The sequence below is a fragment of the Pseudoalteromonas sp. SG44-5 genome, assembly GCF_014164175.1.
Classification (GTDB): domain Bacteria; phylum Pseudomonadota; class Gammaproteobacteria; order Enterobacterales; family Alteromonadaceae; genus Pseudoalteromonas; species Pseudoalteromonas nigrifaciens.
Map to the genome: position 1 here is coordinate 408,009 of NZ_JACJES010000003.1, position 21,191 is coordinate 429,199.

20 protein-coding genes are annotated in these 21,191 nt (G+C 38.3%); 8 read left to right on the forward strand and 12 right to left on the reverse strand.

The genetic code is table 11. The features are described 5' to 3' along the window. Positions 1 to 80: 80 nt before the first annotated feature. The 4 genes from arsJ to H5079_RS06410 all read right to left on the reverse strand — a co-directional run bounded on the left by arsJ (position 81) and on the right by H5079_RS06410 (position 3,425). Positions 81 to 1,307, reverse strand: coding sequence for an organoarsenical effux MFS transporter ArsJ (arsJ, locus tag H5079_RS06395; protein WP_182683733.1), 1,227 nt, complete (start codon positions 1,305 to 1,307; stop codon positions 81 to 83). A gap of 12 nt (positions 1,308 to 1,319) precedes the next feature. Beyond that, positions 1,320 to 2,333, reverse strand: a complete 1,014-nt coding sequence (locus tag H5079_RS06400) for an ArsJ-associated glyceraldehyde-3-phosphate dehydrogenase (protein WP_182683734.1) — start codon at positions 2,331 to 2,333, stop codon at positions 1,320 to 1,322. Positions 2,334 to 2,495: 162 nt separating this feature from the next. Continuing rightward, positions 2,496 to 2,840, reverse strand: coding sequence for a metalloregulator ArsR/SmtB family transcription factor (locus tag H5079_RS06405; RefSeq protein ID WP_179807735.1), 345 nt, complete (start codon positions 2,838 to 2,840; stop codon positions 2,496 to 2,498). 156 nt (positions 2,841 to 2,996) lie between these two features. Beyond that, entirely contained in the window at positions 2,997 to 3,425 is a 429-nt protein-coding gene (locus H5079_RS06410) for an organic hydroperoxide resistance protein (RefSeq protein ID WP_011329816.1), read from the reverse strand. Positions 3,426 to 3,553: 128 nt separating this feature from the next. Here H5079_RS06410 and H5079_RS06415 point away from each other — a divergent pair, with 128 nt between their 5' ends. Next, the gene (locus H5079_RS06415; RefSeq protein ID WP_011329815.1) at positions 3,554 to 3,988 is read left to right on the forward strand and encodes a MarR family winged helix-turn-helix transcriptional regulator; all 435 of its coding nucleotides are present in this window, start codon (positions 3,554 to 3,556) and stop codon (positions 3,986 to 3,988) included. A gap of 402 nt (positions 3,989 to 4,390) precedes the next feature. Next, positions 4,391 to 5,737 carry an N-succinylarginine dihydrolase gene (astB, locus tag H5079_RS06420; protein WP_086996791.1) on the forward strand — a complete coding sequence of 449 codons (1,347 nt, stop codon included), beginning with the start codon at positions 4,391 to 4,393 and terminating at the stop codon, positions 5,735 to 5,737. Between the two features lie 289 nt (positions 5,738 to 6,026). Here the strand turns inward: astB and H5079_RS06425 are convergent, their stop codons facing one another. Then, complete coding sequence (locus tag H5079_RS06425; RefSeq protein WP_182683735.1) at positions 6,027 to 6,893, reverse strand: mechanosensitive ion channel family protein; 867 nt, start codon at positions 6,891 to 6,893, stop codon at positions 6,027 to 6,029. 226 nt (positions 6,894 to 7,119) lie between these two features. Between H5079_RS06425 and H5079_RS06430 the strand changes: the two genes are divergently transcribed. Together H5079_RS06430 and H5079_RS06435 are read left to right on the forward strand one after the other, a co-directional pair. Further along, positions 7,120 to 8,118, forward strand: coding sequence for a DUF4382 domain-containing protein (locus H5079_RS06430; protein WP_182683736.1), 999 nt, complete (start codon positions 7,120 to 7,122; stop codon positions 8,116 to 8,118). A gap of 55 nt (positions 8,119 to 8,173) precedes the next feature. Then, positions 8,174 to 8,854: an SDR family oxidoreductase gene (locus H5079_RS06435; protein ID WP_182683737.1), complete on the forward strand. Its 681-nt coding sequence runs from the start codon at positions 8,174 to 8,176 to the stop codon at positions 8,852 to 8,854. Positions 8,855 to 9,183: 329 nt separating this feature from the next. Here the strand turns inward: H5079_RS06435 and H5079_RS06440 are convergent, their stop codons facing one another. Then, positions 9,184 to 9,795 carry a hypothetical protein gene (locus H5079_RS06440; RefSeq protein ID WP_182683738.1) on the reverse strand — a complete coding sequence of 204 codons (612 nt, stop codon included), beginning with the start codon at positions 9,793 to 9,795 and terminating at the stop codon, positions 9,184 to 9,186. A gap of 74 nt (positions 9,796 to 9,869) precedes the next feature. After that, complete coding sequence (locus H5079_RS06445) at positions 9,870 to 10,445, reverse strand: hypothetical protein (protein ID WP_182683739.1); 576 nt, start codon at positions 10,443 to 10,445, stop codon at positions 9,870 to 9,872. Between the two features lie 401 nt (positions 10,446 to 10,846). Between H5079_RS06445 and H5079_RS06450 the strand changes: the two genes are divergently transcribed. After that, positions 10,847 to 12,160, forward strand: coding sequence for a M20/M25/M40 family metallo-hydrolase (locus H5079_RS06450; RefSeq protein ID WP_182683740.1), 1,314 nt, complete (start codon positions 10,847 to 10,849; stop codon positions 12,158 to 12,160). A gap of 238 nt (positions 12,161 to 12,398) precedes the next feature. Here H5079_RS06450 and H5079_RS06455 read toward each other — a convergent pair whose 3' ends face one another. The 4 genes from H5079_RS06455 to H5079_RS06470 all read right to left on the reverse strand — a co-directional run bounded on the left by H5079_RS06455 (position 12,399) and on the right by H5079_RS06470 (position 15,450). Beyond that, positions 12,399 to 12,716 carry a hypothetical protein gene (locus H5079_RS06455; RefSeq protein WP_182683741.1) on the reverse strand — a complete coding sequence of 106 codons (318 nt, stop codon included), beginning with the start codon at positions 12,714 to 12,716 and terminating at the stop codon, positions 12,399 to 12,401. A gap of 181 nt (positions 12,717 to 12,897) precedes the next feature. After that, the gene (locus H5079_RS06460; protein ID WP_182683742.1) at positions 12,898 to 13,695 is read right to left on the reverse strand and encodes a response regulator; all 798 of its coding nucleotides are present in this window, start codon (positions 13,693 to 13,695) and stop codon (positions 12,898 to 12,900) included. 63 nt (positions 13,696 to 13,758) lie between these two features. Continuing rightward, on the reverse strand, positions 13,759 to 14,475 hold the full coding sequence (locus H5079_RS06465; RefSeq protein ID WP_182683775.1) for a Sir2 family NAD-dependent protein deacetylase: 717 nt from the start codon (positions 14,473 to 14,475) through the stop codon (positions 13,759 to 13,761). A gap of 99 nt (positions 14,476 to 14,574) precedes the next feature. Further along, positions 14,575 to 15,450 carry a sensor domain-containing diguanylate cyclase gene (locus tag H5079_RS06470; protein WP_182683743.1) on the reverse strand — a complete coding sequence of 292 codons (876 nt, stop codon included), beginning with the start codon at positions 15,448 to 15,450 and terminating at the stop codon, positions 14,575 to 14,577. Positions 15,451 to 15,834: 384 nt separating this feature from the next. On the opposite strand from H5079_RS06470, the gene H5079_RS06475 reads away from it, so the two are divergent. The 3 genes from H5079_RS06475 (at position 15,835) to H5079_RS06485 (ending at position 20,481) form a co-directional block, all read left to right on the forward strand. After that, entirely contained in the window at positions 15,835 to 17,916 is a 2,082-nt protein-coding gene (locus H5079_RS06475; protein ID WP_310736332.1) for a TonB-dependent receptor domain-containing protein, read from the forward strand. Positions 17,917 to 18,000: 84 nt separating this feature from the next. After that, on the forward strand, positions 18,001 to 18,456 hold the full coding sequence (locus tag H5079_RS06480; protein ID WP_259398051.1) for a YfiR family protein: 456 nt from the start codon (positions 18,001 to 18,003) through the stop codon (positions 18,454 to 18,456). Between the two features lie 3 nt (positions 18,457 to 18,459). Beyond that, entirely contained in the window at positions 18,460 to 20,481 is a 2,022-nt protein-coding gene (locus H5079_RS06485) for an EAL domain-containing protein (protein WP_182683745.1), read from the forward strand. Between the two features lie 9 nt (positions 20,482 to 20,490). Here H5079_RS06485 and H5079_RS06490 read toward each other — a convergent pair whose 3' ends face one another. Then, the gene (locus H5079_RS06490) at positions 20,491 to 21,126 is read right to left on the reverse strand and encodes an isoprenylcysteine carboxylmethyltransferase family protein (protein ID WP_182683777.1); all 636 of its coding nucleotides are present in this window, start codon (positions 21,124 to 21,126) and stop codon (positions 20,491 to 20,493) included. Positions 21,127 to 21,191 lie beyond the last annotated feature (65 nt).

Below are 21,191 nucleotides of genomic sequence, written 5' to 3' on the forward strand. Positions count from 1 at the left end.
TTAATTAACGTATATAGTTTAGTTGATCTATAAAATGAAGCTATTAATTTAGTGTAAAAACAGCAATCTCATACAAAAGTTTAGCCTTCATGTTTAGCCAAAAAAGCGGTGGCTATTGCAGCCATAATGAGTAAAAAAACACTAACCCATAAACACGCCACTAACCCATAAAGCTGAAATACCCAACCAGAAAGCACAGTACCCAGTAAGCGCCCCATGGCATTGGCCATGTAATAAAAGCCTACATCGAGCGACACACCATCACTGCTGGCAAAGCTCACTATTAAATAACTATGTAGCGATGAGTTAACAGCAAACACCCCACCAAAAATAAATAAGCCCACTATAAGCGTATAATTTACCGCACTATTAAATTGCATTAGCAGCGCTAAAACGCCAGTTACAACGCACAATAGCGTAACCCATTTATATGCTTTATTAACTGTATTAATACCAGAGGTAATAACTTGCCCAGTAATTCGCGGTGCTTGCGATTGCACTAACCCATACGCTATTACCCACAGTGCCATAAAGCCACTCACCCAAGTATGGTTCCAGTTAAATTGCGTGGCTAAATACACAGGCAGAGCCACTACAAACCACACGTCTCGCGAGGCAAATAAACACAATCGTGCGGTGCTAAGTAAATTAATAGCGCGAGATTTAGAGAATAACGTTTTAAATTTAGGTTTGTTTTTGGCCTTACCTATATCGCCTTTTAAAAAGACTAAACTTATAACCCAGGCAACACTCAATAAAACGATTAAAGTAAACAACGCACCAACAAAACCAAATAAAGTAAGCAGTACCCCACCTAAAAAGAAGCCCACTCCTTTTAACGCATTTTTAGAGCCAGTAAGTATGGCAACCCATTTATATAATTGACTTTGCCCGCTGCTGTTTTGCGGCACCAAATATTTAATCGCGCTTTTGGCGCTCATTTTATTAAGATCTTTGGCAATCCCACTTAACGCTTGTGCTGCCATTACATAAGCAACCGTTAACCAATCTGTTGGCACGCAAAGCATAGCAAGCGCAAGTATTTGCAGCCCTAAGCCTATATTCATGGTTTTATTTAAGCCAAGTTGCGCTCCTAACCATCCCCCCACTAAGTTAGTGATCACGCCAAATATTTCGTAAAACAAAAACAACATAGCAATCGCTAATGCGCCATAACCTAACTGATGAAAATACAGCACCACTAACATTCGCAGTGCGCCATCGGTTAAAGTAAAAGCCCAATAATTGCCGGTAATGATAAAGTACTGTTTTAGTGAGCTTGGTAAGTTAGCTAGTTGCGCAAACATTAAATTAGCCTATTAACTTGATTGATCACTTAAACCAACTTTTAGCATTAGCTCTGCAGTACGATTTGCATAGCCCCACTCGTTATCGTACCAAGCGTATAATTTAAGCTGAGTGTTGTTAATTACCATAGTTGAAAGCGCATCTATTATGCTGCTGCGCGGATCGGTTGCGTAATCAATCGATACCAGTGGTTTTTCCTCGTAACCTAAAATACCTTTAAGCTCGTTATTAGCCGCACTTTTAAACCAGCCATTTACTTCATCTTCACTAACGCTGCGCTGCAGTTCAAACACACAATCGGTAATTGAGGCATTAGTAAGTGGTACACGTACAGCATGGCCGTTTAATTTACCTTTAAGCTCAGGAAAAATATGCGTAATGGCTGTTGCGCTGCCTGTTGTTGTTGGTATTAAACTTGTGCCACAAGAACGTGCTCGGCGTAGGTCTTTATGTGGTGCGTCAATAATGGTTTGCGTGTTGGTAATACTATGAATAGTGGTTATGGAGCCGTGTTTAATTCCCACTTCTTGTTGCAGTACCTTCACAATAGGCGCTAAGCAGTTGGTGGTACAGGAGGCCGCAGTAACTATTTTGTGCTCACTTGGCTTATAAAGATGATCGTTCACCCCTACTACTATATTTAAAATGCCCTCTTCTTTTACCGGTGCGGTCACCACCACGCGTTTAACACCTTGGGCTAAATACGCATTTAGTAACTGGGTCGTTTTCATTTTACCGCTAGCTTCTATTACTACATCGCAACCAGACCAATCGTTGTCGTTAATGGTTTTATGGTTGCTTACAGTTATATTGTGTTTGCCAACCTCAATAATATTATTAGTAGCAGTAACAGGGTGATGTAGACGCCCATGCACTGAGTCAAACTCCAATAAATGGGCATGGGTTTTAGCATCGCCCGCTATATCATTTACTTTTATAAACTCTATATTTGGCCAGTCAACCGCTGCGCGCAGCGTTAAACGCCCCATACGGCCAAAACCGTTAATGCCTACTTTAATGGTCATAATAAAATACCTTTTGTTATATTAATTACTTAATCTGAACTCTGGTTAAGAGATTTACTAACGTATTGAGTCATAGTTATATTTAATTTTATTTTCTCTAGCCAGAGGTTTTCAGTGAAAACAGCTGCTTGAGATAAGTTTATTACCCGGAGATCAGGTTACTTAGCAACAGCGCTCAGGGCGATTACCCATAGCATTTAAGCGTTCTAAATCACTTTTATAAAATGATGCTGTTGCAACACGTGTTTGCGTAATTACTATTTGTGCCCAATCTGGTAGCGCCTTATTAATACTGTAGTACACCCATTGGTTTTGTTTTCGATCTGTGAGCAATCCGCATTGGCGAAGCTGTGCTAAATGACGTGACACTTTAGGTTGGCTTAAATTAAGTGCGGCAACTAATTCGCAAACACATAACTCTTGCTGATCAGCAATAAGCAGTATGGCCTTTAAACGTGTATCGTCCGCTAGGCATTTATAAAATTGCAGGGGGTTGAATTGTTCCATAGCGTCCTCGTATCGTTAATATGTACACAATAAAACAAAAACTGAATATATGAAATATTGAATATACGATTTTCCGTATATTTATTTTTATGACCTCAAAAACAAAAAAGCACACAAGGTTATTGTGTGCTTTTTAAATATTAGCGAGTTTTGTTATTAAATAACCGACAGTTCAACTTCAATATTACCGCGTGTTGCGTTTGAATATGGGCATACTAAGTGCGCTTTATCTACAAGCTCCTGTGCTTGCGCTTTATCCATATCACCCAGCGACACTGCTAGCTTAACTGCAATACCAAAACCACCATCAATAGCACCAATCGACACTTCAGAGTTAATGTGTGTGTCACTTGGCAGAGTAATTTTCTCGCTGCCTGCTACAAATTTAAGCGCGCCAATAAAGCATGCCGCGTAACCTGCTGCAAATAATTGTTCAGGGTTAGTCCCTTTACCATCATCGCCGCCTAAGCCTTTAGGAGTTGATAAATCTACATTTAAACGACCATCATCAGATTTAGCTGTGCCTTCACGGCCACCGGTTGCAGTTGCTTTTGCTGTATAGGCAACGTTTTGTAATACATTCATAATGAACTCCACAATTTAAAAAATTAATTTATTTAGTTTGTGTGCAAAATAATAGAACAACTAAATATAGATTGCAAATATTTTGCATGCAAATTAAAATACGCTTTATTCAGCAAAGAGGTTAAAGCATGTCGTTTGAGCAATTAAAATTAAAAAATCAGTTATGTCATCGTTTATATATGGCATCTAATAGTATTGCTCGCGCTTATCGGGAGCCGTTAGCTGAGCTTAATTTAACTTACCCGCAGTATGTAGTAATGATGGCATTGTGGGAGCAGGACCAAATAACCATTGCCGAGCTTATAAATAACACCGCGATTGATGGCGGTGCAATGACCCAAATACTAAAAAAAATGACCGACAAGTCATTACTTGCCGTAGTAAAAGACGAGCACGACAAGCGCAAGCGTTTAGTGCAACTCACTCAACAGGGGCAATCACTAAAGCTAAAAGCGGCTGATATACCTAGCAAAGTGCTGTGTAAGTTTAATAACGTAAATACAGAGCAAGCAAAACAACTAATGCAGTTACTCGACTTAGTCGTTAACGATTTATCTAATTAATTACATAAACCGTTTAAAATAGCGCGTGTATCAAATAAGTGCATACAGCCCAAAAAACCCACCATATAAGTGCAAAAAGCTAGCAACTTTTTTATATAAAAACACTAATTCATTGATTCGTATTCATAAAATATTCAATTAAACGTTGGCATACTTCTTCCTATCACTTTATGTGTTTAAAAAATTTCAAAGGAAAAGCTATGTTTAATTTATATCACACACTTTATTTATTATGGCGTTTAGATGTTAGTTTTTGGCAAGTAAACGAGCCAAATAATCCGCGTACTACCGCTGATAAAGAGCGTATTCTCAGCCGTTAAGCTTTTCTTGTTGGTGTCGCTTTGCAAGTAAACCCAATGCATTGTATTGTTAGTTCTATTAAACAATTTATTTGGAATGTGTATGCCTGCCTTAGAAGTTAATTTTGATGGTTTAGTTGGCCCTACCCACAATTATGCGGGGTTATCGTATGGTAACGTTGCTTCGTTAAATAACGCCGCTAGCTTTTCAAATCCCCAAGAGGCGGTGCTTCAAGGCCTTGAAAAAATGAAAGCCATGCACGACAAAGGCTTAACTCAAGGTGTATTTGCCCCCCATGCACGTCCCGACTTAAATATACTGCGCCGCCTGGGATTTAGCGGTAACGACGCGCAAGTTATTAATAAAGCTTTTAACGCCGATCCTATTTTATTACGCGCATGTTATTCAGCCTCAGCAATGTGGACAGCAAACGCCGCAACTGTGTCGCCATCGCCCGATACAACCGATGGCAAAGTGCACTTTACCGCTGCAAATTTAAATAATAAGTTTCATCGCTCGTTAGAGCCTGCCACCACAACGCGGTTGTTAAAAGCAATGTTTAATAACCAAAACCACTTTGCGCATCATACCCATTTACCCGATCAAGGCTTTTTTGGTGATGAAGGTGCAGCAAACCACACCCGTTTTTGCGACAGCCATGGCGAGCAAGGCCTAGAAATGTTTGTATTTGGGGCCAGTGCATTTAACAGCCATTTACCAAAACCGGTTAAGTTTCCTGCAAGGCAAACACTCGAAGCCTCTGAAGCTATTTGCCGCTTACATAATTTAAAAGATACCAGCCAAATTTTACTGCAGCAAAACCCTGATGTGATTGACCAAGGGGTTTTTCATAACGACGTTATTGCAGTAGGTAATGCCAACGTACTGCTGTGCCATCAGCAAGCATTTTTAAATCAGCAGCAAGCATTGCAAGATATTCGCGAAGCCTATGTTGGTAATAAACAATTTTATATTATTGAAGTACCTACAAGTAAAGTAAGTATTCAAGATGCAGTTAGTAGCTATTTATTTAATAGCCAACTAGTAAGCCTAAGTGATGGCTCTATGTTATTAGTAGCGCCAAAAGAGTGCCAACGTAATAGCGCGGTTAACGACTACATTGAAGAAATGATCATGGCCGATAACCCTATAAACCAAGTACGCTTTTTTGATTTACGCCAAAGTATGCAAAATGGCGGCGGCCCAGCTTGCTTGCGTTTACGGGTTGCTTTGAACGAGCAAGAACTCGCTGCAGTAAACCCAGACGTTATTTTAACCGACACTAAATACACACAATTGTGTAACTGGGCACAACGTAACTACCGCGACCAATTAGGTGCTAAAGACTTTGCCGACCCAGCACTGCTGAGCGAAAGTTACCAAGCACTTGATGAGCTAACCCAACTACTTAATTTAGGCTCAGTGTACGACTTTCAATTAGAAGGTTAATTACTTACTTAAGCTAAATAACCTGAGCTCCGGATAATAAACTTATCTCAAGCAGCTATTTTCAGCACTAACTGCGTTGAATTTACTTGCAATAGGCCAGCTATTGACGCGTAAATTCGCCTTGTTTTCACTGAAAACCTCTGGCTAGAGAAAATAAAATTAAATATAAATACGATTCAATACGTTAGTAAATCTCTTAACCAGAGTTCAGGTTAAATAATTACAAACGATACAACAAAAAATAGCGAGCCTTAGCTCGCTATTTTTATGTGTGCTGATAATGCTAATATTAATCTACTTTTGCAGTGTCTTTATTAATTGTAACGCTTGTTGCTAGCGACTCAGGTAAGTGCAAAGTGCGCTGCGGGAATGGAATTGTTAGCCCTGCTTGCTCAATAGACTCTTTAACGCGCTTATTAAGATCCCACACTGTTTGCCAGTAATCACCATTTACAGTCCATGCGCGTAATTGTAGGTTTACCGAACTTTCGGCTATAGATACCACCATTACTTTTGGCGCTGGCTCTGCTAGTAAACGCTCTTCTGAGCTGGCTATTTGTTTAAGTACATTTAAGCCATCATCTATTGAGTCGGCATACGAAATACCCACTACAATATCCATGCGTCTTTTACCGTTACGGGTAAAGTTTTTAATATTACCACCCCACACTTTGCCGTTAGGAGAGGCTATATAAAGGCCGTCGGTGGTTTTAAAAATAGTAGTGAATAAGTTAATTTCGCTCACCGTACCCGATGTACCACTGGCATCAATAAAGTCACCTACTTTAAAAGGTCTCAGTATTAATAACATAATACCTGCAGCTATATTACTTAACGTACTTTTTAACGCCAAACCAATTGCTAAACCTGCAGCGGCCATTAGTGCCACTAAACTGGCGGTATTGACCCCAAAAATATCTAAAATAAATAACGAGCCAATTATATAAACCAAGTAACTCGAAAGGCGAGAGATAATAGGCAGCAAAGTTTTATCTAATTTATTAAGCGGCGATTTAGAGCCATTAACTGCTCTTTTAACAGCGCGGGCAATTACGCCACTGGCAATTAAAATCACCAAAGCTAAAATCACTTTGTATCCTAAAGTGATGATTGTTTCTGAATGGCTTTGCCAAAATGCTAAAAGTTTATCTTTCATGTTTGTTCCGATAAATGTGGCTGAAACTCAGCAAAATTATGGTTAAATTTAATAAAAACGACTTCAAAAGAAGTGGCGCGAGTATATAGTAAAAAACAATTAAATCGATAAAATTAAAAACCATTTAAAACAGCATGTTAAAAGTTCTAACTCTTCATATTTTTAATTCAATTTAGGTTAAGGGTTAAATACATACACTTAACAAATCAAATAAAAGGAAACAAGCATGAACTTTAAATCAACAATATTAAGTAGCGCTATTATTTTTGCCTTAGCAGGCTGTGGCTCATCAAATGACGAGGCTGAAACAACCCCACCGCAAGCAAGTGATAAAACCACTTTTAGTTTAGGCATTTCCGACGCACCAGTCACTGGTTTAAAACAAGTTAACGTGGTGTTTGATTCAATAACAATTAAAGCCCAAGCAGGTGAAGAAGTTAGCTTTGCAACTCGCTCTAAAAACGATTCCACCTTAGCGCAAATGGTCAATTTACTAGACTATACGGGCGACGATATTTTTCAATTACTTGACGATCAAGAAGTCCCCGCTGGGGATTATTCGTGGATCCGCGCACAAGTGATAAACGGCGACACGAACAACCTTAGCTTAACATCTCACGTAGTTTATGAAGACGGCAGCATTGCACCGCTTATCGTAAAAAGAAAAGGTAACGATGGCGTGGGTGAAATTCAGCTAGATGGCTTTACACTCAATCAAACCGACAACGAGTTTGTATTAGAGTTTGATTTAAAAAAATCGTTAGTTGATCCACAAAATAATGACGAAATATTTTTAAAACCTCGCGGCGTGCGTTTACAAAACCTTTCTGAATCACAAGATATTGAAGGCACTGTAAGCCAAACACTTATAAACAATTGCGAGACTGATAACATTGCTCTTGCCGCTGATGATTCATCATTTGGTCATGCTGTTTACCTTTATTCTGCGCAAGCACAAACCCCTACAGATATGCATGAAATAGATGACCAAACGCCTGATAACGCACCGTTGGCGACTGCCAATGTTGTATTTGATGCGGACGATAATGAATACGAATTTGAACTCGCATTCATAACACCAGGCGACTACCAACTTGGTTATACGTGTAGCGCGCACATAGACGATGCAGAGCAAGTAGATGCTGATTTTAATGTTTATCAACTGAAACAAATTAGTCTAACGCAAACTGAAGATTTATCAGTCAGTTTTGACATAGCACAATAGCTGCATGGCGCACATTGAGCTGCGCCTTTATTCATTTTTTAACAAGGAAAAAACCATGGCAAAAGAGAAAATAGTACTCATAACCGGCGCTTCTAGTGGCATTGGTGAAGCAACGGCAAAAACCTTAGTAAACAACGGTCATAAAGTTATATTAACCGCCCGTAGAGAAGAGCAACTTAACCAACTTGTTGCCGAGCTAGGATCAGATAACGCACTGAGCGTAGCCGCAGATGCCACCGACTTTACCGCACTTGAAAACGTAGTTACTAAAGGCATTGAAAAGTTTGGCCGATTAGATGTAGCCTTTGCTAACGCAGGTATGGGCGTTTCAACTGCTGGCACCGAAAAAGGCGACCCGGATGAATGGTCAACCATGATCGATATAAACATTAAAGCCCTATTGTGGAGCGCAAAATTAACACTGCCGCATTTACGCAAAACCACCGGACACTTCATTTTAACCAGCTCCGCTGCTGGCCGTAAGCCAATTGGCGGCTCTATTTACGGTGCAACTAAATGGTTTGCTTATGGCTTTGGACAAAACTTAGCACAAGAAATGAGCGAGTGGAATGGCCGCTGTACCACCATAGCCCCTGGCATGGTAAACACCCCGTTTTTTGATGAAGCTAAACCCGACAAACTCGACCCGCAAGATGTAGCCGACGCGGTATTGTTTGCTATTGAAGCAAACCAGCGCAACAGCGTACGCGAGATTTATTTAATGCCGACTAATTAAACGTTGATTGGTTGAGTTCGGGCTGTCAGGTTTAATGCTAATAGTGTTAAACCTAATGGTTGTTAATTCTAAATACCGCCTGGATAGAATGATGGAGAAGTTGTCTCAAGTTACTCAAAACTTTTAGAAACGATCGGGATAAGCATCTCGGTCAATACACTTGCGTTCATCGAGTAATTCTATTTAGGTATAACTTTCAAATTTAGGCTCCATGCTAAAACTAACTCTGGATGCAATATAAAGCCCTTAAAAAAGGCAATAACACGTGGACTATAATACGGAACGGAGTGATATGATCCTACATGTTATTGTTCCACTTACTTGATTTGTTAGGCACCTTCCCATGCCTTTTCAGATACTAAGTACCCTGTAGCAATAAGGCGAAGATTCGCTGTTTTATATTTACGAGAATAATACTTAGACAAAACATTTGTTTTAGATAACTCGTGATGTTTGTTGACGTACAATCTAAGCTGATTTAGGTGGCCAGCTGCAACACCAAAAGTTTCAAACAAGCGAATTTCATCACTGAAGTAGGAATACTCTGTCTTTAAATCTATGGAATTTTTATTTGGAATTACTTTATCCCACTCTGGAAAAGCCAGCGACATTAAAACATCGTAACTATTACATGCGTAATCATTAACACTAATTTTTGTTTTAACAAGACAAGCTTCAAAATCACTCTCTATATTCCTGATTGCTGTTTCTAAACTACTTAGTTGTTGCTGTTGCTTTCCCTGATAAATTGTCAAACCCAATCCGAATAATGCTAGTGTTGCGATTATTGGAGAAAGTGCTCCACCGACATATGTTCCGAAATTCGCCCAATCTTGGCTATTATCAGAAATGTGAGTGCTAAATGTACAGGCATAGGGGAGCAGCACTGATAAAAAAGCGAACACAGTTAATATAATGAAAGTAAGTAAAGTACGGTTCATAGCTTCCTAGTGCCTAACGCTTCGAATATACGCCGCGCGCTCTTTGCGCGTCGGCCATTATTTGTTTGTTAGCCTTACTTTTTATCGTTTGCTGGAGTTTCATTTTCCTGGGGTTTATTTGCTGGTTCTTTAGGCTTTAATCTACCTATCCCACCGAGACTTTTGTCTTCCTTTTCTACAGTATTGATTTGTATGTTATTTTGATTGTTCACTTTTAAACTCTCCGTTTTCAAGAAACTTAAATTTGCAGAGGAAACACCGAAACTGCAAAGAAAAAATACGCCAAATAAGAAAAATATAGATGGAACCTTGTCATATTTCTCTAACTTAATATCTTTGTTCTCACTTCCCAACTCATTTTCTAAGTGAATTGAATTTAACTGATATATGTGGAGTGAGGTACCAACACATAAACCAAAACACAAAAATGCAACAACACAAAAAAATAATGTATAAATTTGATTGATACCAATAGTAGTCAGTATTGTAACAAGTAGAGCTATTGCTGCTGATGATAAGGTTATAAGGGTCTTATCTCGTTCCATCCTCGTTTGAATCCAAGCAGATAAGAGAGTTGAATAAAAAGCTACGTTTTTACCTTCAAGCTCTCTCAAGTTTCTTTTTTCGCGTTCCTCTTCAGATTCAGCCATGATTTACCTTCTTAAGGCTAATAATTTTGTCTACGATATTTTTTCGTTTTACAAACCGACAAATGCACCTGTATTACAATTATTTTATCCTAGCTATAAAATAAACAACTGTAAACAGTTAGTTAGCTTCGCCTTGCCTTTTCTAAATACAGCAAAAAAACAAAATGGTGGAGTTCAGTAATATCAGACGTATAGCTGATTAGTTATACCCGTTGATTATTAATTAAGTGGTTATATTTAAATACCTGTGTTTAAACCAATAACGCGTTCACCCTATAACTCTTAAACTTGTAACTCGTTATTGCTTATAAAATTAGTTAAAAATCACAATCTACTCCTATTGAATCCTAATTAATTTTACTTCATATTAAATACTCTTATTTCTCACTTATTATGCTGTTATGTCATTTTTAAAATTTAGCCATGCACTAATACTCACACTTGCTAGTACCTTACCGCTTATAAGTCATGCTGCGCTTGATAAAAACGAGCGTGAAATAGTAAAACAGGTCGATAAAAACATTCCCCAAGCACTTAAAGAAATAGAGCAAGCTGTAAATATTAATAGCGGTTCGCTTAATATTGCAGGTGTAAAAAAAGTAGGCGCGCTGACAAGCGAGCAGCTTAAAGCTATTGGTTTTAAAGTAGAATGGCTGGATGGCAGTGCGTTTAACCGCGCAGGGCATGTATTGGCTACCTTTGAGAGTAAAAACCCCGATGCAATAAAAATACTGATGATCGGCCATCTAGATACAGTCTTTGCCAAACACGATGATTTTACAACCTACAAACAGCTTGATGCCGATACAGCCAGTGGCCCAGGCGTTGCCGATATGAAAGGCGGTAACACGATAATAATTACCGCACTTAAAAGCTTGCAAGCGCTTAACTTACTTGAAAATGTAAGCATAAAAGTAATACTCACTGGCGATGAAGAAAGCAGCGGTCGTCCGCTTAGCTTATCTAAACAAGCCATTGTTGATGCGGCAATGTGGGCAGACGTTGCTTTAGGCTTTGAAAATGGCGATAACAATATTAAAACCGCCATGGCGGCGCGCCGTGGTTATACCGGCTGGACGCTAAACATAAGTGCTGCAGCGGCGCATTCGTCGCAAATATTTAGTGATAATGTAGGCTATGGCGCTATTTACGAAGCATCGCGTATTTTAAATAGCTTTAGAGAACAACTTGCCACACAACCTAATTTAACTTTTAACCCAGGGCTTATTGTGGGTGGCACAAATGCCGACTACGACAGCGCTAATTCGTCAGCAACTGCGTTTGGTAAAAGTAATGTAATAGCACAAACCGTACATATAGCAGGCGATTTACGCGCACTTTCACCAAAACAATTAGAAAACGCAAAAAGGTCAATGCAACTCATAGCTAGTAATAGTTTAAATGGCAGTAAAGCAGAGCTTATTTTTGAAGACGGCTACCCGCCAATGGCATTAACCGATGGCAATAAAAAGCTATTAGCATTATACAGCGATGCGAGCCACGATTTAGGTTACAACAAAGTAGTGGCAGCCAATCCACGCAATGCAGGCGCTGCAGATATTTCGTTTGCCGCAAGCCATGTTAATATGGCGCTTGATGGCTTGGGCTTAATGGGCAGTGGCGCGCACACTAAAAACGAAACTGCCGATTTAACTAGCCTTGATAAAAACATAAAAAAAACCGCATTGCTTATTTACAGGTTAGGGCAGCTGTAAGATTATTATTTAATGTTTTCTACCAGTGAGCCAACTAATTATGTTTAATGCCATTAACCCAAGAGCAGGTTAATTAACTCTGCCACCCACTCTTTAGCCTAGCTTTAATTCTGGTAATAAGTATGCAAAAGGCCAATAAAATTGGCCTTTTGCATAAGTAATGTTGCATGTATAAGGTGATCTGGGTAATTAACTCACCATTGAACCATTACAATAACCAACGCTGGTACTATTAATTTTATGTTTCACGGTGCTTTTTCTCATGGCTGTCGTAATCAGCATCGCGCACTCTTCTATCACTGTCTCTTTTGCCTTTTTTGCGTTTTCTTTTAACTGCTTCGGCCATATCATTAACTTTAAGCCCTTCTTCAGGGTTGTCCGACTCACAGAGTATTTCATCTATAGCTAAGTCCATTTCAGCTCTGATCTCTGCAATTGCAATTCTTTTTTCTTTGAGAATTTCATCTATAGCCATTTTTTTTGCTGCAACAATTGCCTCTATTTGCTCACCAGCAGCGTCTTTACTATTGAGATTATTGATATCGGGATCAGACATAATGTGTCCTTAGCTAAAGTAGTCAGGAGTTACTAACCTTTATACTTTAGTATATAAATAGCAAAAATAAAATTGTCTCTTTATTGCTTTATACCCTAAATATTAGGGGTAAAGTAATAAACCTGAGCTCCGGATAATAACTTAAAATACTGCTATTTCTTCGAGTACTTGCTTAAACTTGTTAAGACATTATTTTAAATAGTAAATCTCTCACTGTTGCTGGTTCAAACGGTTTGTCGCATATGGCATCCACTCCGGCTTGAGAGATGTTTGCTAGGTGGGTTTCATTGGCTTCTGAGCTCACCATTAAAATAGGAATATGAGAATAGCTATTTGAGCCTCTAACCGCTGCTGTTAGCTCTCGGCCATCCATTTCCGGCATATTGTAATCGGTTACTATTAAGTCAAACGCTTGCTCGTTTAGCTGCTCAATTGCTTGTTTGCCATTCTCAGCCTCTACCGGCGCAGGTATTCCCATACCAGCAAGCACCCGAATAATATGTTTACGAGCAAAGCGGCTATCGTCAACCACTAATACGCGCAGCAAAGTAACATCAAAGTGTTCAAGCTCTACTTCTTGTTCGCTAATTATATCTAAGGTAGCTTTAAGCGCTCGGGTAATGGCTTCGCTGGTAAAGGGTTTAGGTAAAATAGCTAACACGCCCGATTGCCTTAATTGCTCAAGATACTTTTTATTACGCTCGCTCGATACCAACATAAATGCTTGGTGCTCTGTGCGCGGGTTCGATCTAATGTTTTGTAGCAGTGAATCGGCGGTGCCGTCAGCTAAGTACATACTGCTAATAACTAAATCTGGTTGGTAATTTGCAAGCAGGGTTAAAGCTTGGGTTTGTGTAGTGGCGGTTTCTATTTGTTTTACACCACTTTGTATTAATGATTTTATGATCAGTTTTTGCTGCACTTCTGAAGGCTCGACCAATAATATTGATAGATTAGCTATTTCAGTTAAGTCACTCATTTATATCTCTTTATTATTATAATCTTGCTGTTTTTATAAGGAGCTAACACTCGGTTTAAAACTTTAATTACTCTGAATATATTCAAGCGCGGTCATTTTTTTATAACTTACATTTGGATGTAAAATATGTGCTGGGTGTGGATCTACAACTTCTAACGCAATATTGTATTCGCGGGCTATTTCCAGCGCCATTTGGGTAATGTTAACGCTAAACGATGTACCCATAAATACAATTTTATCGGCATTGACCATGCGTTGTTGTGCTTCGCTAATTTTATATAACTCGGTGTAGTATTCATCAAATAATAATACAAACGGTTTAAAAGAGTGATTAAGCACTGGCGCTTGGTTTTGAATATTAAACACCTCAAATAATGAGTTGTGTAAATGAGCCTCATCTACCTTATCCCAAGGGGTAATCACCGTTTCTACGTTTTCGCCTTGCTGATGAAACAGGGTCATTTGATCTAACCTGCCATGAACTGCAATATAGTTTTTATTTCCTGCTTTACCATCAAGCCCATCTATATTTTGCGTTATTAGGTTTTTATCTTTTAGCCAATAATGTACGTCGTTAGGGCCGTGGTTTCTATACGTTGCAAACCTGTGATAATACCAAGCTAAAAACTCTTTAGGAGCGTTTTGATACATAGCGCGTGTGGCCATTTGCATTGGTGTATAATTTTTACTACCAATAGTCCAATAACCATCTTCACCTCTAAAGGTAGGAATACCGCTGGCTGCGCTAACGCCCGCGCCTGTAATATATAACGTATTAATTGCTAACCTCTGCACTTACTATTTGAATCCAAGTTATGTAACATAAAATACTTAACTTACCTAACTGGCCTGCTTTTTTTATTATTTGAGCGTTTAATTTTAAGTTGGGTAATCTATGCTATTGGCACTCATTCTTTTGATTTTATACATGGCTTGATCTGCGTGTTTTATTAATTGATGGTCTGTTTCTCCATGGGTGGGGTAATTTGCAATTCCAATACTCGGAGATACATTTAATGATAGCTCATCTAGTTTAAATGGCTGTTGGAACTGCCCAATTATTTTTCTTTTAACGGCCGTGGTATCGCCAGCGCTACTTAAGCCCTCTAGCACAATCAAAAACTCATCTCCGCCTAAGCGCCCTACTGTATCGTATTCTCTTACTACGCTTAAAAGCCGCTGTGCTATGTGTTGCAGTAACTTATCACCCATAAGGTGGCCATACGTATCATTAATAGCTTTAAAGCCATTAATATCAATAAATAATATCGAAAATAGTGTATTTTCTCTTTCTGCTTTTATTATTGCAGCCTGTAACCTGTCCATTAGTAATGAGCGATTTGGTAAACCTGTAAGCCCATCGTGGCCAGCCATATAATAAAGCTGCTCTTCCATTTTTTTTCGCTCAGTAATATCGTGAGCAACTGCAATTCTTACTTGGTGATCTGATGACCAGCACACTGACCACAAAATATGTATTATTTGACCGTCTTTACGAACCCAGCGGTTTTCGAACCGTGAATGAGTTGTTTCGCCCGACAAAAGTGAAGCAACGGCATTATAAGTTTTATTATGATCGCCTTTATAAACGTAATCAATCATAGGCTTGCCTACTACTTCGGCAGCTTTATAACCAAATATTTGTTCAAACGCGGCACTTACAAATACAAACGTACCTACTTTATTTACCACGCACACAGCATCAAGCATTAAATCAAGTACTTCTTCTAGTTCTATTAACTCATTCTTTATCATACTTTGTTTGCCTCTAAAGCAAGGTGAAGCCAGTTAAGTATTCGGTATACACAAAAGTTACATTTTATTTATTGTTAAATAAAGTTAATTTTTACTCGCTCGTTTTATAAATAAGACATTAAAAATAAGACTAACCTCATAATCTAATACTAAGCTTATGATCTTAATAGTAACTACTCTTAACACACAATAATAAATGTTTTTTCTATAATTGCTCGGGCAGGCTATATGCTTAAATATAAAAAGTTGCCTACTACAAAATAACATCTATGCTTTTGAGTAGCATAAAGGATGCTTTAGCCAGTCACACATGTTAATTTTATGTGTTAATGTGTGTTTTTATAAAACCAATGACTGTTTTTAATTAGTGCGGGAGCCGCCTAGGTGATTATTTTACAACGATTTTTATTAATAACACTTTTCATTACTCCGCTTTTAGCGGCCCAAACATTTAATAACAGCGACCTAGAACTTGACACTCTAATGGGTATGGATGTTCAAACCACCTCTGCAATGAAAAGAGCACAATCGGCTTTCGATACCGCGTCATCTATTTACGTTTTAAATAAAGAACAAATTAACCAATCGGGAGCAACGTCTGTTCCTGAAGCACTTAAAATGGTACCCGGCCTTATTGTAAGGCAACTCGATAACAATCAATGGGCTATTTCATCTCGTGGTGTGGCATCTCGTTTTTCAAGCAAGTTGTTGGTAATGATTGATGGCCAAAGCTTATACTCTCCGCAGTTTGCAGCTGTATATTGGGAAGCGCTTAATGTTCCGCTATACGATATTGAGCGCATAGAAGTTATCCGTGGACAAGGCGGGCTCTTATGGGGAAGTAACGCTAATAATGGCGTTATTAACATAATCACTAAAAATAGCCTTGATACTCGTGGCGGATATACAGATGCTACAACTGGTAGCCAAATAAACAGTGACGTTAATTTTCGTTATGGCGACGATATCAGTAGAAATGGAAGTTACCGTATTTACGGCCACTTAAATAATACTCAAGCTTCTAGACGTGAAAGTATTTACCGAGATAACATACTTACTGCCAATGACACTAAAAAACAATATTCGCTTGGTTTTCGAACTGACTTTACACCCAGTAATAACTGGAACATATTATTTCAAGGCGATATAACTCATTCTAAATTATCTCAAAACTTACGTGCCCCTGTTGATGAAACAAATAGAAATATAGCTTTTACCGAAAACTTTAAAAGAACCGATTCACGTTTAATGGCTCGTATTGATAGTAGAATATCTACCAGTGCGAATCAGATGTTACAAGTATCGTGGCTTAAACAACGTGGTACCGAAATATATTTAAAAGAAGATTTTGAGTCTTTAGATATAGATTATCAAATGAACTTTATTCACAACTCTTTACAGTTAGATTGGGGGTTAAGCTACCGTTACAACGATGTTGTATCAAAAGAGGGCTTACTATTTAATTATGATAAAGGGATTGAGCATTTAAAACAGTATGGAGGCCTTTTACAACTTCAGTATGACTTAATTCCAGAAAAGCTCGCCTTAATTATTGGCACCAAACTCGATCATAACGATTTAACTGGTTGGGAAAACCAACCCTCTGCAAGGTTTACTTATAAACTGACCAAAAAACACCTCGCATGGGGCGCTGTTTCACGCAGTGTACGTATTCCTGCACTTTTGGAGTATGACTATAACTTTAAAGTAAGCGGAACCGAAACAAGCAAAATATTACAAACAACAACGGGGATTGCTGCAATCGATGAATATAGGGTAGCAACATTTTTAAACGGCAATGACAAGGTAGAATCAGAAAAGTATTTATCTTATGAGCTCGGCTATCGATTTAGTGATGCAAACTGGTCTGTCGATTTTTCAGCGTATCGTACTGATGCAAAAGATGTCGTGGTTTTTAGTACAGATCCGACTGATCAAGTAGCACAATTTTTTCCGGTGCAAGCACTGTTACAAGCAGGAAAATTCACACAAGCAGCTCAAGTACTTACAACCACCCAACTTAACTTAGATTTAGTTGCTGTTGCAGAAGCCAAAACAGATGGGCTTGATCTTGTATTTGCATGGCAAGCCCTTGATACACTTAATACAGAGCTTGGTTATAGTTATACCGATTTTACTTACGATTTACCGCCAAATACAATACCCACTATTGGCTATGACTCAATAAATAGGCAAGTTTTTGCTAAAGCCAATTACACCCCGCTAAATGGCCATAATATACTTGCTGTATTGCGATCAGAAAATTCTAGCGCATACGGTACAAATAGCTACACTGCACTGGATCTTACCTGGAATTGGCAAATAAATTCACAGTGGTTAGGCAAACTATCGGCTAAAAACTTATTTGCCGACTCTCACCTTGAATTTCACAACACAAACGAAGCGTATACAATACCAACTTATATAGACAAAAGTATTTCACTTACAATTGCCATGACGTTTTAAGTTAAAACAATGCTTAAATTAAGATATTTACCCCAAAGCCTTTTAATAACACTAATGCTGTTACCGAGCACAAGTAGTTATGCTATGGAAAAAGAGTATCAATTGAAAGCTGCTTTTTTATATAATTTTGCACGATTCAGCCAATGGCATAATTCGCTCTCCCAGCGTGAGTATTTCACTTTATGCAGCCCCGACAAACACTTTGTAGATACAGCAAGCACGACTTTAAAAGGTCGTTCAATAAACGAACAACCCATTCAAAATAAACATGTAGCATTGGATCAAATATCAATTAATGGCTGTCATATGTTGTTTATTACTTCAAGTACAGCAGCAAATTGGCAAAGTGCACAACAGCTATCTTATAAGAATATTATGCTCGTAGGCGAAGCCGAAACTTTTATTAAAAACGGTGGGCAAATTAGGTTTTTTTTAGCTGGTGGTAAAGTTCGTTTTGAAATTGCCCCTCAAAAACTCGAAGAAGCAGATATTGCTATGAGCTCAAAAGTACTACGCCTTGCTCGCATTGTTAAGGGATAACAAATGAGAAAGCTATTTAAGTTAAATACAATGAATAAAAAATTGCTCTTTATTTTAATGAGCGTTGCTTTAGTTTCAACTGCTACAGTAACAATTGTATTTAGTGCATATGAAATGGCAAATGCTAAAGAAGAGCAAGCTAAAAGCCTAAATTCGCTGTTAAAGGTACTCTCCCCCAATATTACTACCGCGCTCATGTTTGACGATACCGACGCAGTACAAGAACTAATAAACCCTATCCTTATTCGTTCAGATATTGTATCGGTTGTTGTAAATAGTGCCTTTGGTAAGCAGCTTGCAATAGCGCCCGCGTTAGCACATAGCCAAGCGGTTGAGCACAGCTTTGAAGTATCGACAGCGCTTTCGTTAGATTCACAGTATTATGGTGAGCTAAAAATACGCACGAATAATAGTTACATAAATGATCGAGGCGAGTTTTATACTAAATTTATTATTATATTAATAATTTTTACCTTTGTAATTAGCCTACTTTTGTCGTTATTACTAAGACGACGTTTTTTAAACCCTATTTTATACTTAGCGCAAACCGCAAATAAAATAACTACATCGAACGACTATAGTTTACGCGCAAAACAACTCTCTGAAGATGAAGTAGGCCAACTTACCGCTTGTTTTAACGATATGCTATATACAATAGAGCAACGAGAAAACTCCTTAGAAAAACAAGTTAGCTTACGTACAAAAGAGCTAGAAAGCGCCAACATACAACTCCACAAATTTGCATATCAAGATGGCCTCACAGATCTACCCAATAGGCGCTATTTTTACGAAAAACTACAAAGTTTAATAAACACTAAAAATATGACCTTTACGCTTATTTTGATTGATTTAGATGGTTTTAAAGAAGTAAACGATAGCCTTGGCCATGACTACGGCGATTTATTGTTACATCAAGTAGCAACTCGACTAAAAAGTTGTGTGCGCAATAACGACACGGTGGCTCGCCTTGGAGGCGACGAATTTACACTTATTTTAGAAGGTGTTGACGATTTAAGTACTGCACAACAAATCGCTAAAACAATAAAAAACAGTTTAATTCAATGTATCCATATAAAAAAAGAGCCTATTTATATTACCGCCAGTATAGGTCTCGCATTTTTCCCTGATGATGGTTGTACTGTTGAAGAACTGGTAAAACGCGCTGATCAGGCTATGTACTTATCTAAAAGTAAAGGGCGCAATCGTTATGAGTTTTTCTCGTATATTATTGAAGAACAAGCCATAGAAAAACGGCTTTTAATAGAAGAAATCAGAGTTGCCCTCAAAGAAGAGCAGTTTGAGCTTTACTACCAACCTATTTTTTCAATTGATGGTGAAACAGTGCAAAAAGCAGAGGCATTAATACGTTGGAACCACCCAATACGAGGCTTAATTGGCCCAGATGATTTTATACCAATCGCTGAAAAAAATGGCTTAATTTGTGATATTGGCCGCTGGGTAAAATTACAGGCAATACGCGATACCATAGAATTTAATGACGTATGTGAAATACCAATGCAAATTAGTGTTAATACCTCACCATTAGAAATTGACCGTGCCGGCAACTGGGTTGACTTGTGGGTCGAGGCAAGTAAGCAATATGAATTAGCCGCACACACCATTTTAATTGAGGTAACCGAAAATACCTTAATGATCCCTGACTCGCCAATTCAAAGCCAATTTAAACGTTTAAATACAATAGGTATTGATATTGCTATTGATGATTTTGGCGTTGGTTATTCATCGCTTTCTTATTTACAGCGGCTTCCTATAAGCATACTTAAAATAGATCGTTCATTTATTAACGACATAGAGAGCAATAACAATAGCATTGCACTCATTAAAGCTATTATTACTATGGCCCATAACTTAAAGGTTAAAGTGGTTGCCGAGGGGGTAGAAACTCAAGAGCAATACGCACTTTTAGAACAGCTCAATTGCGATTATATTCAGGGGTATATATTTTCAAGACCCATTGCTAAAAAAACATTTATTGAACTATATGTTAAACCTAATAATTGCTAAGCCTTAGCGCTATAACCAACGTGGTACTAATTCTTTATATTTTTTATATTGGGTGTTAAATATGCTCACTAAATGCTGCTCTTCAATCAACACCTGACGATATAACGCAGTAAGCCCAACCAGTAAACACACTAAGCTAAACACACTCGGCAATGCTAAAAAAAAGCCTAACTGCGCCGCAGCAACGCCTAAATACATAGGATTACGAGAATATGCATAAAAGCCGTTTACTTTTAGCTCATCGGGCCCTTGTGGGTCTATTCCTGAACGCCAAAGTGATGCCATATTAAAATGCACCACCATAGTTAATATAAAACCAACAGTTAATAAAGCATTACCTAGCATTACGCCTGGCCATGTATTTAACGGCACAAAAATTCCGAGGTAGTTATCGGTTGTAGGTATAAATACTCTTACAACACACACCAACCAAATAGCAGCTCTAAAAAAACGAAAAACGAAGTGATTCCACCAATTAGCGCAATATTTTTTCCCTGTAAAAATTACTCCCGATGGTGTATTGCTGTTTTTATAGAGTATTCTAACGGTGTAGAACCCCGCTACAAAGGTATAAAAAACGGCTAAATAAATGCGGGTAAATTCGATTAAGGACGCAGAGTCATTAATTAAAGGCTGATAGGTTATCAATATTAGTTACTCGCGGTGATTACTCAATTTTAATTATAAATTCATCATAGTATTCATACCGT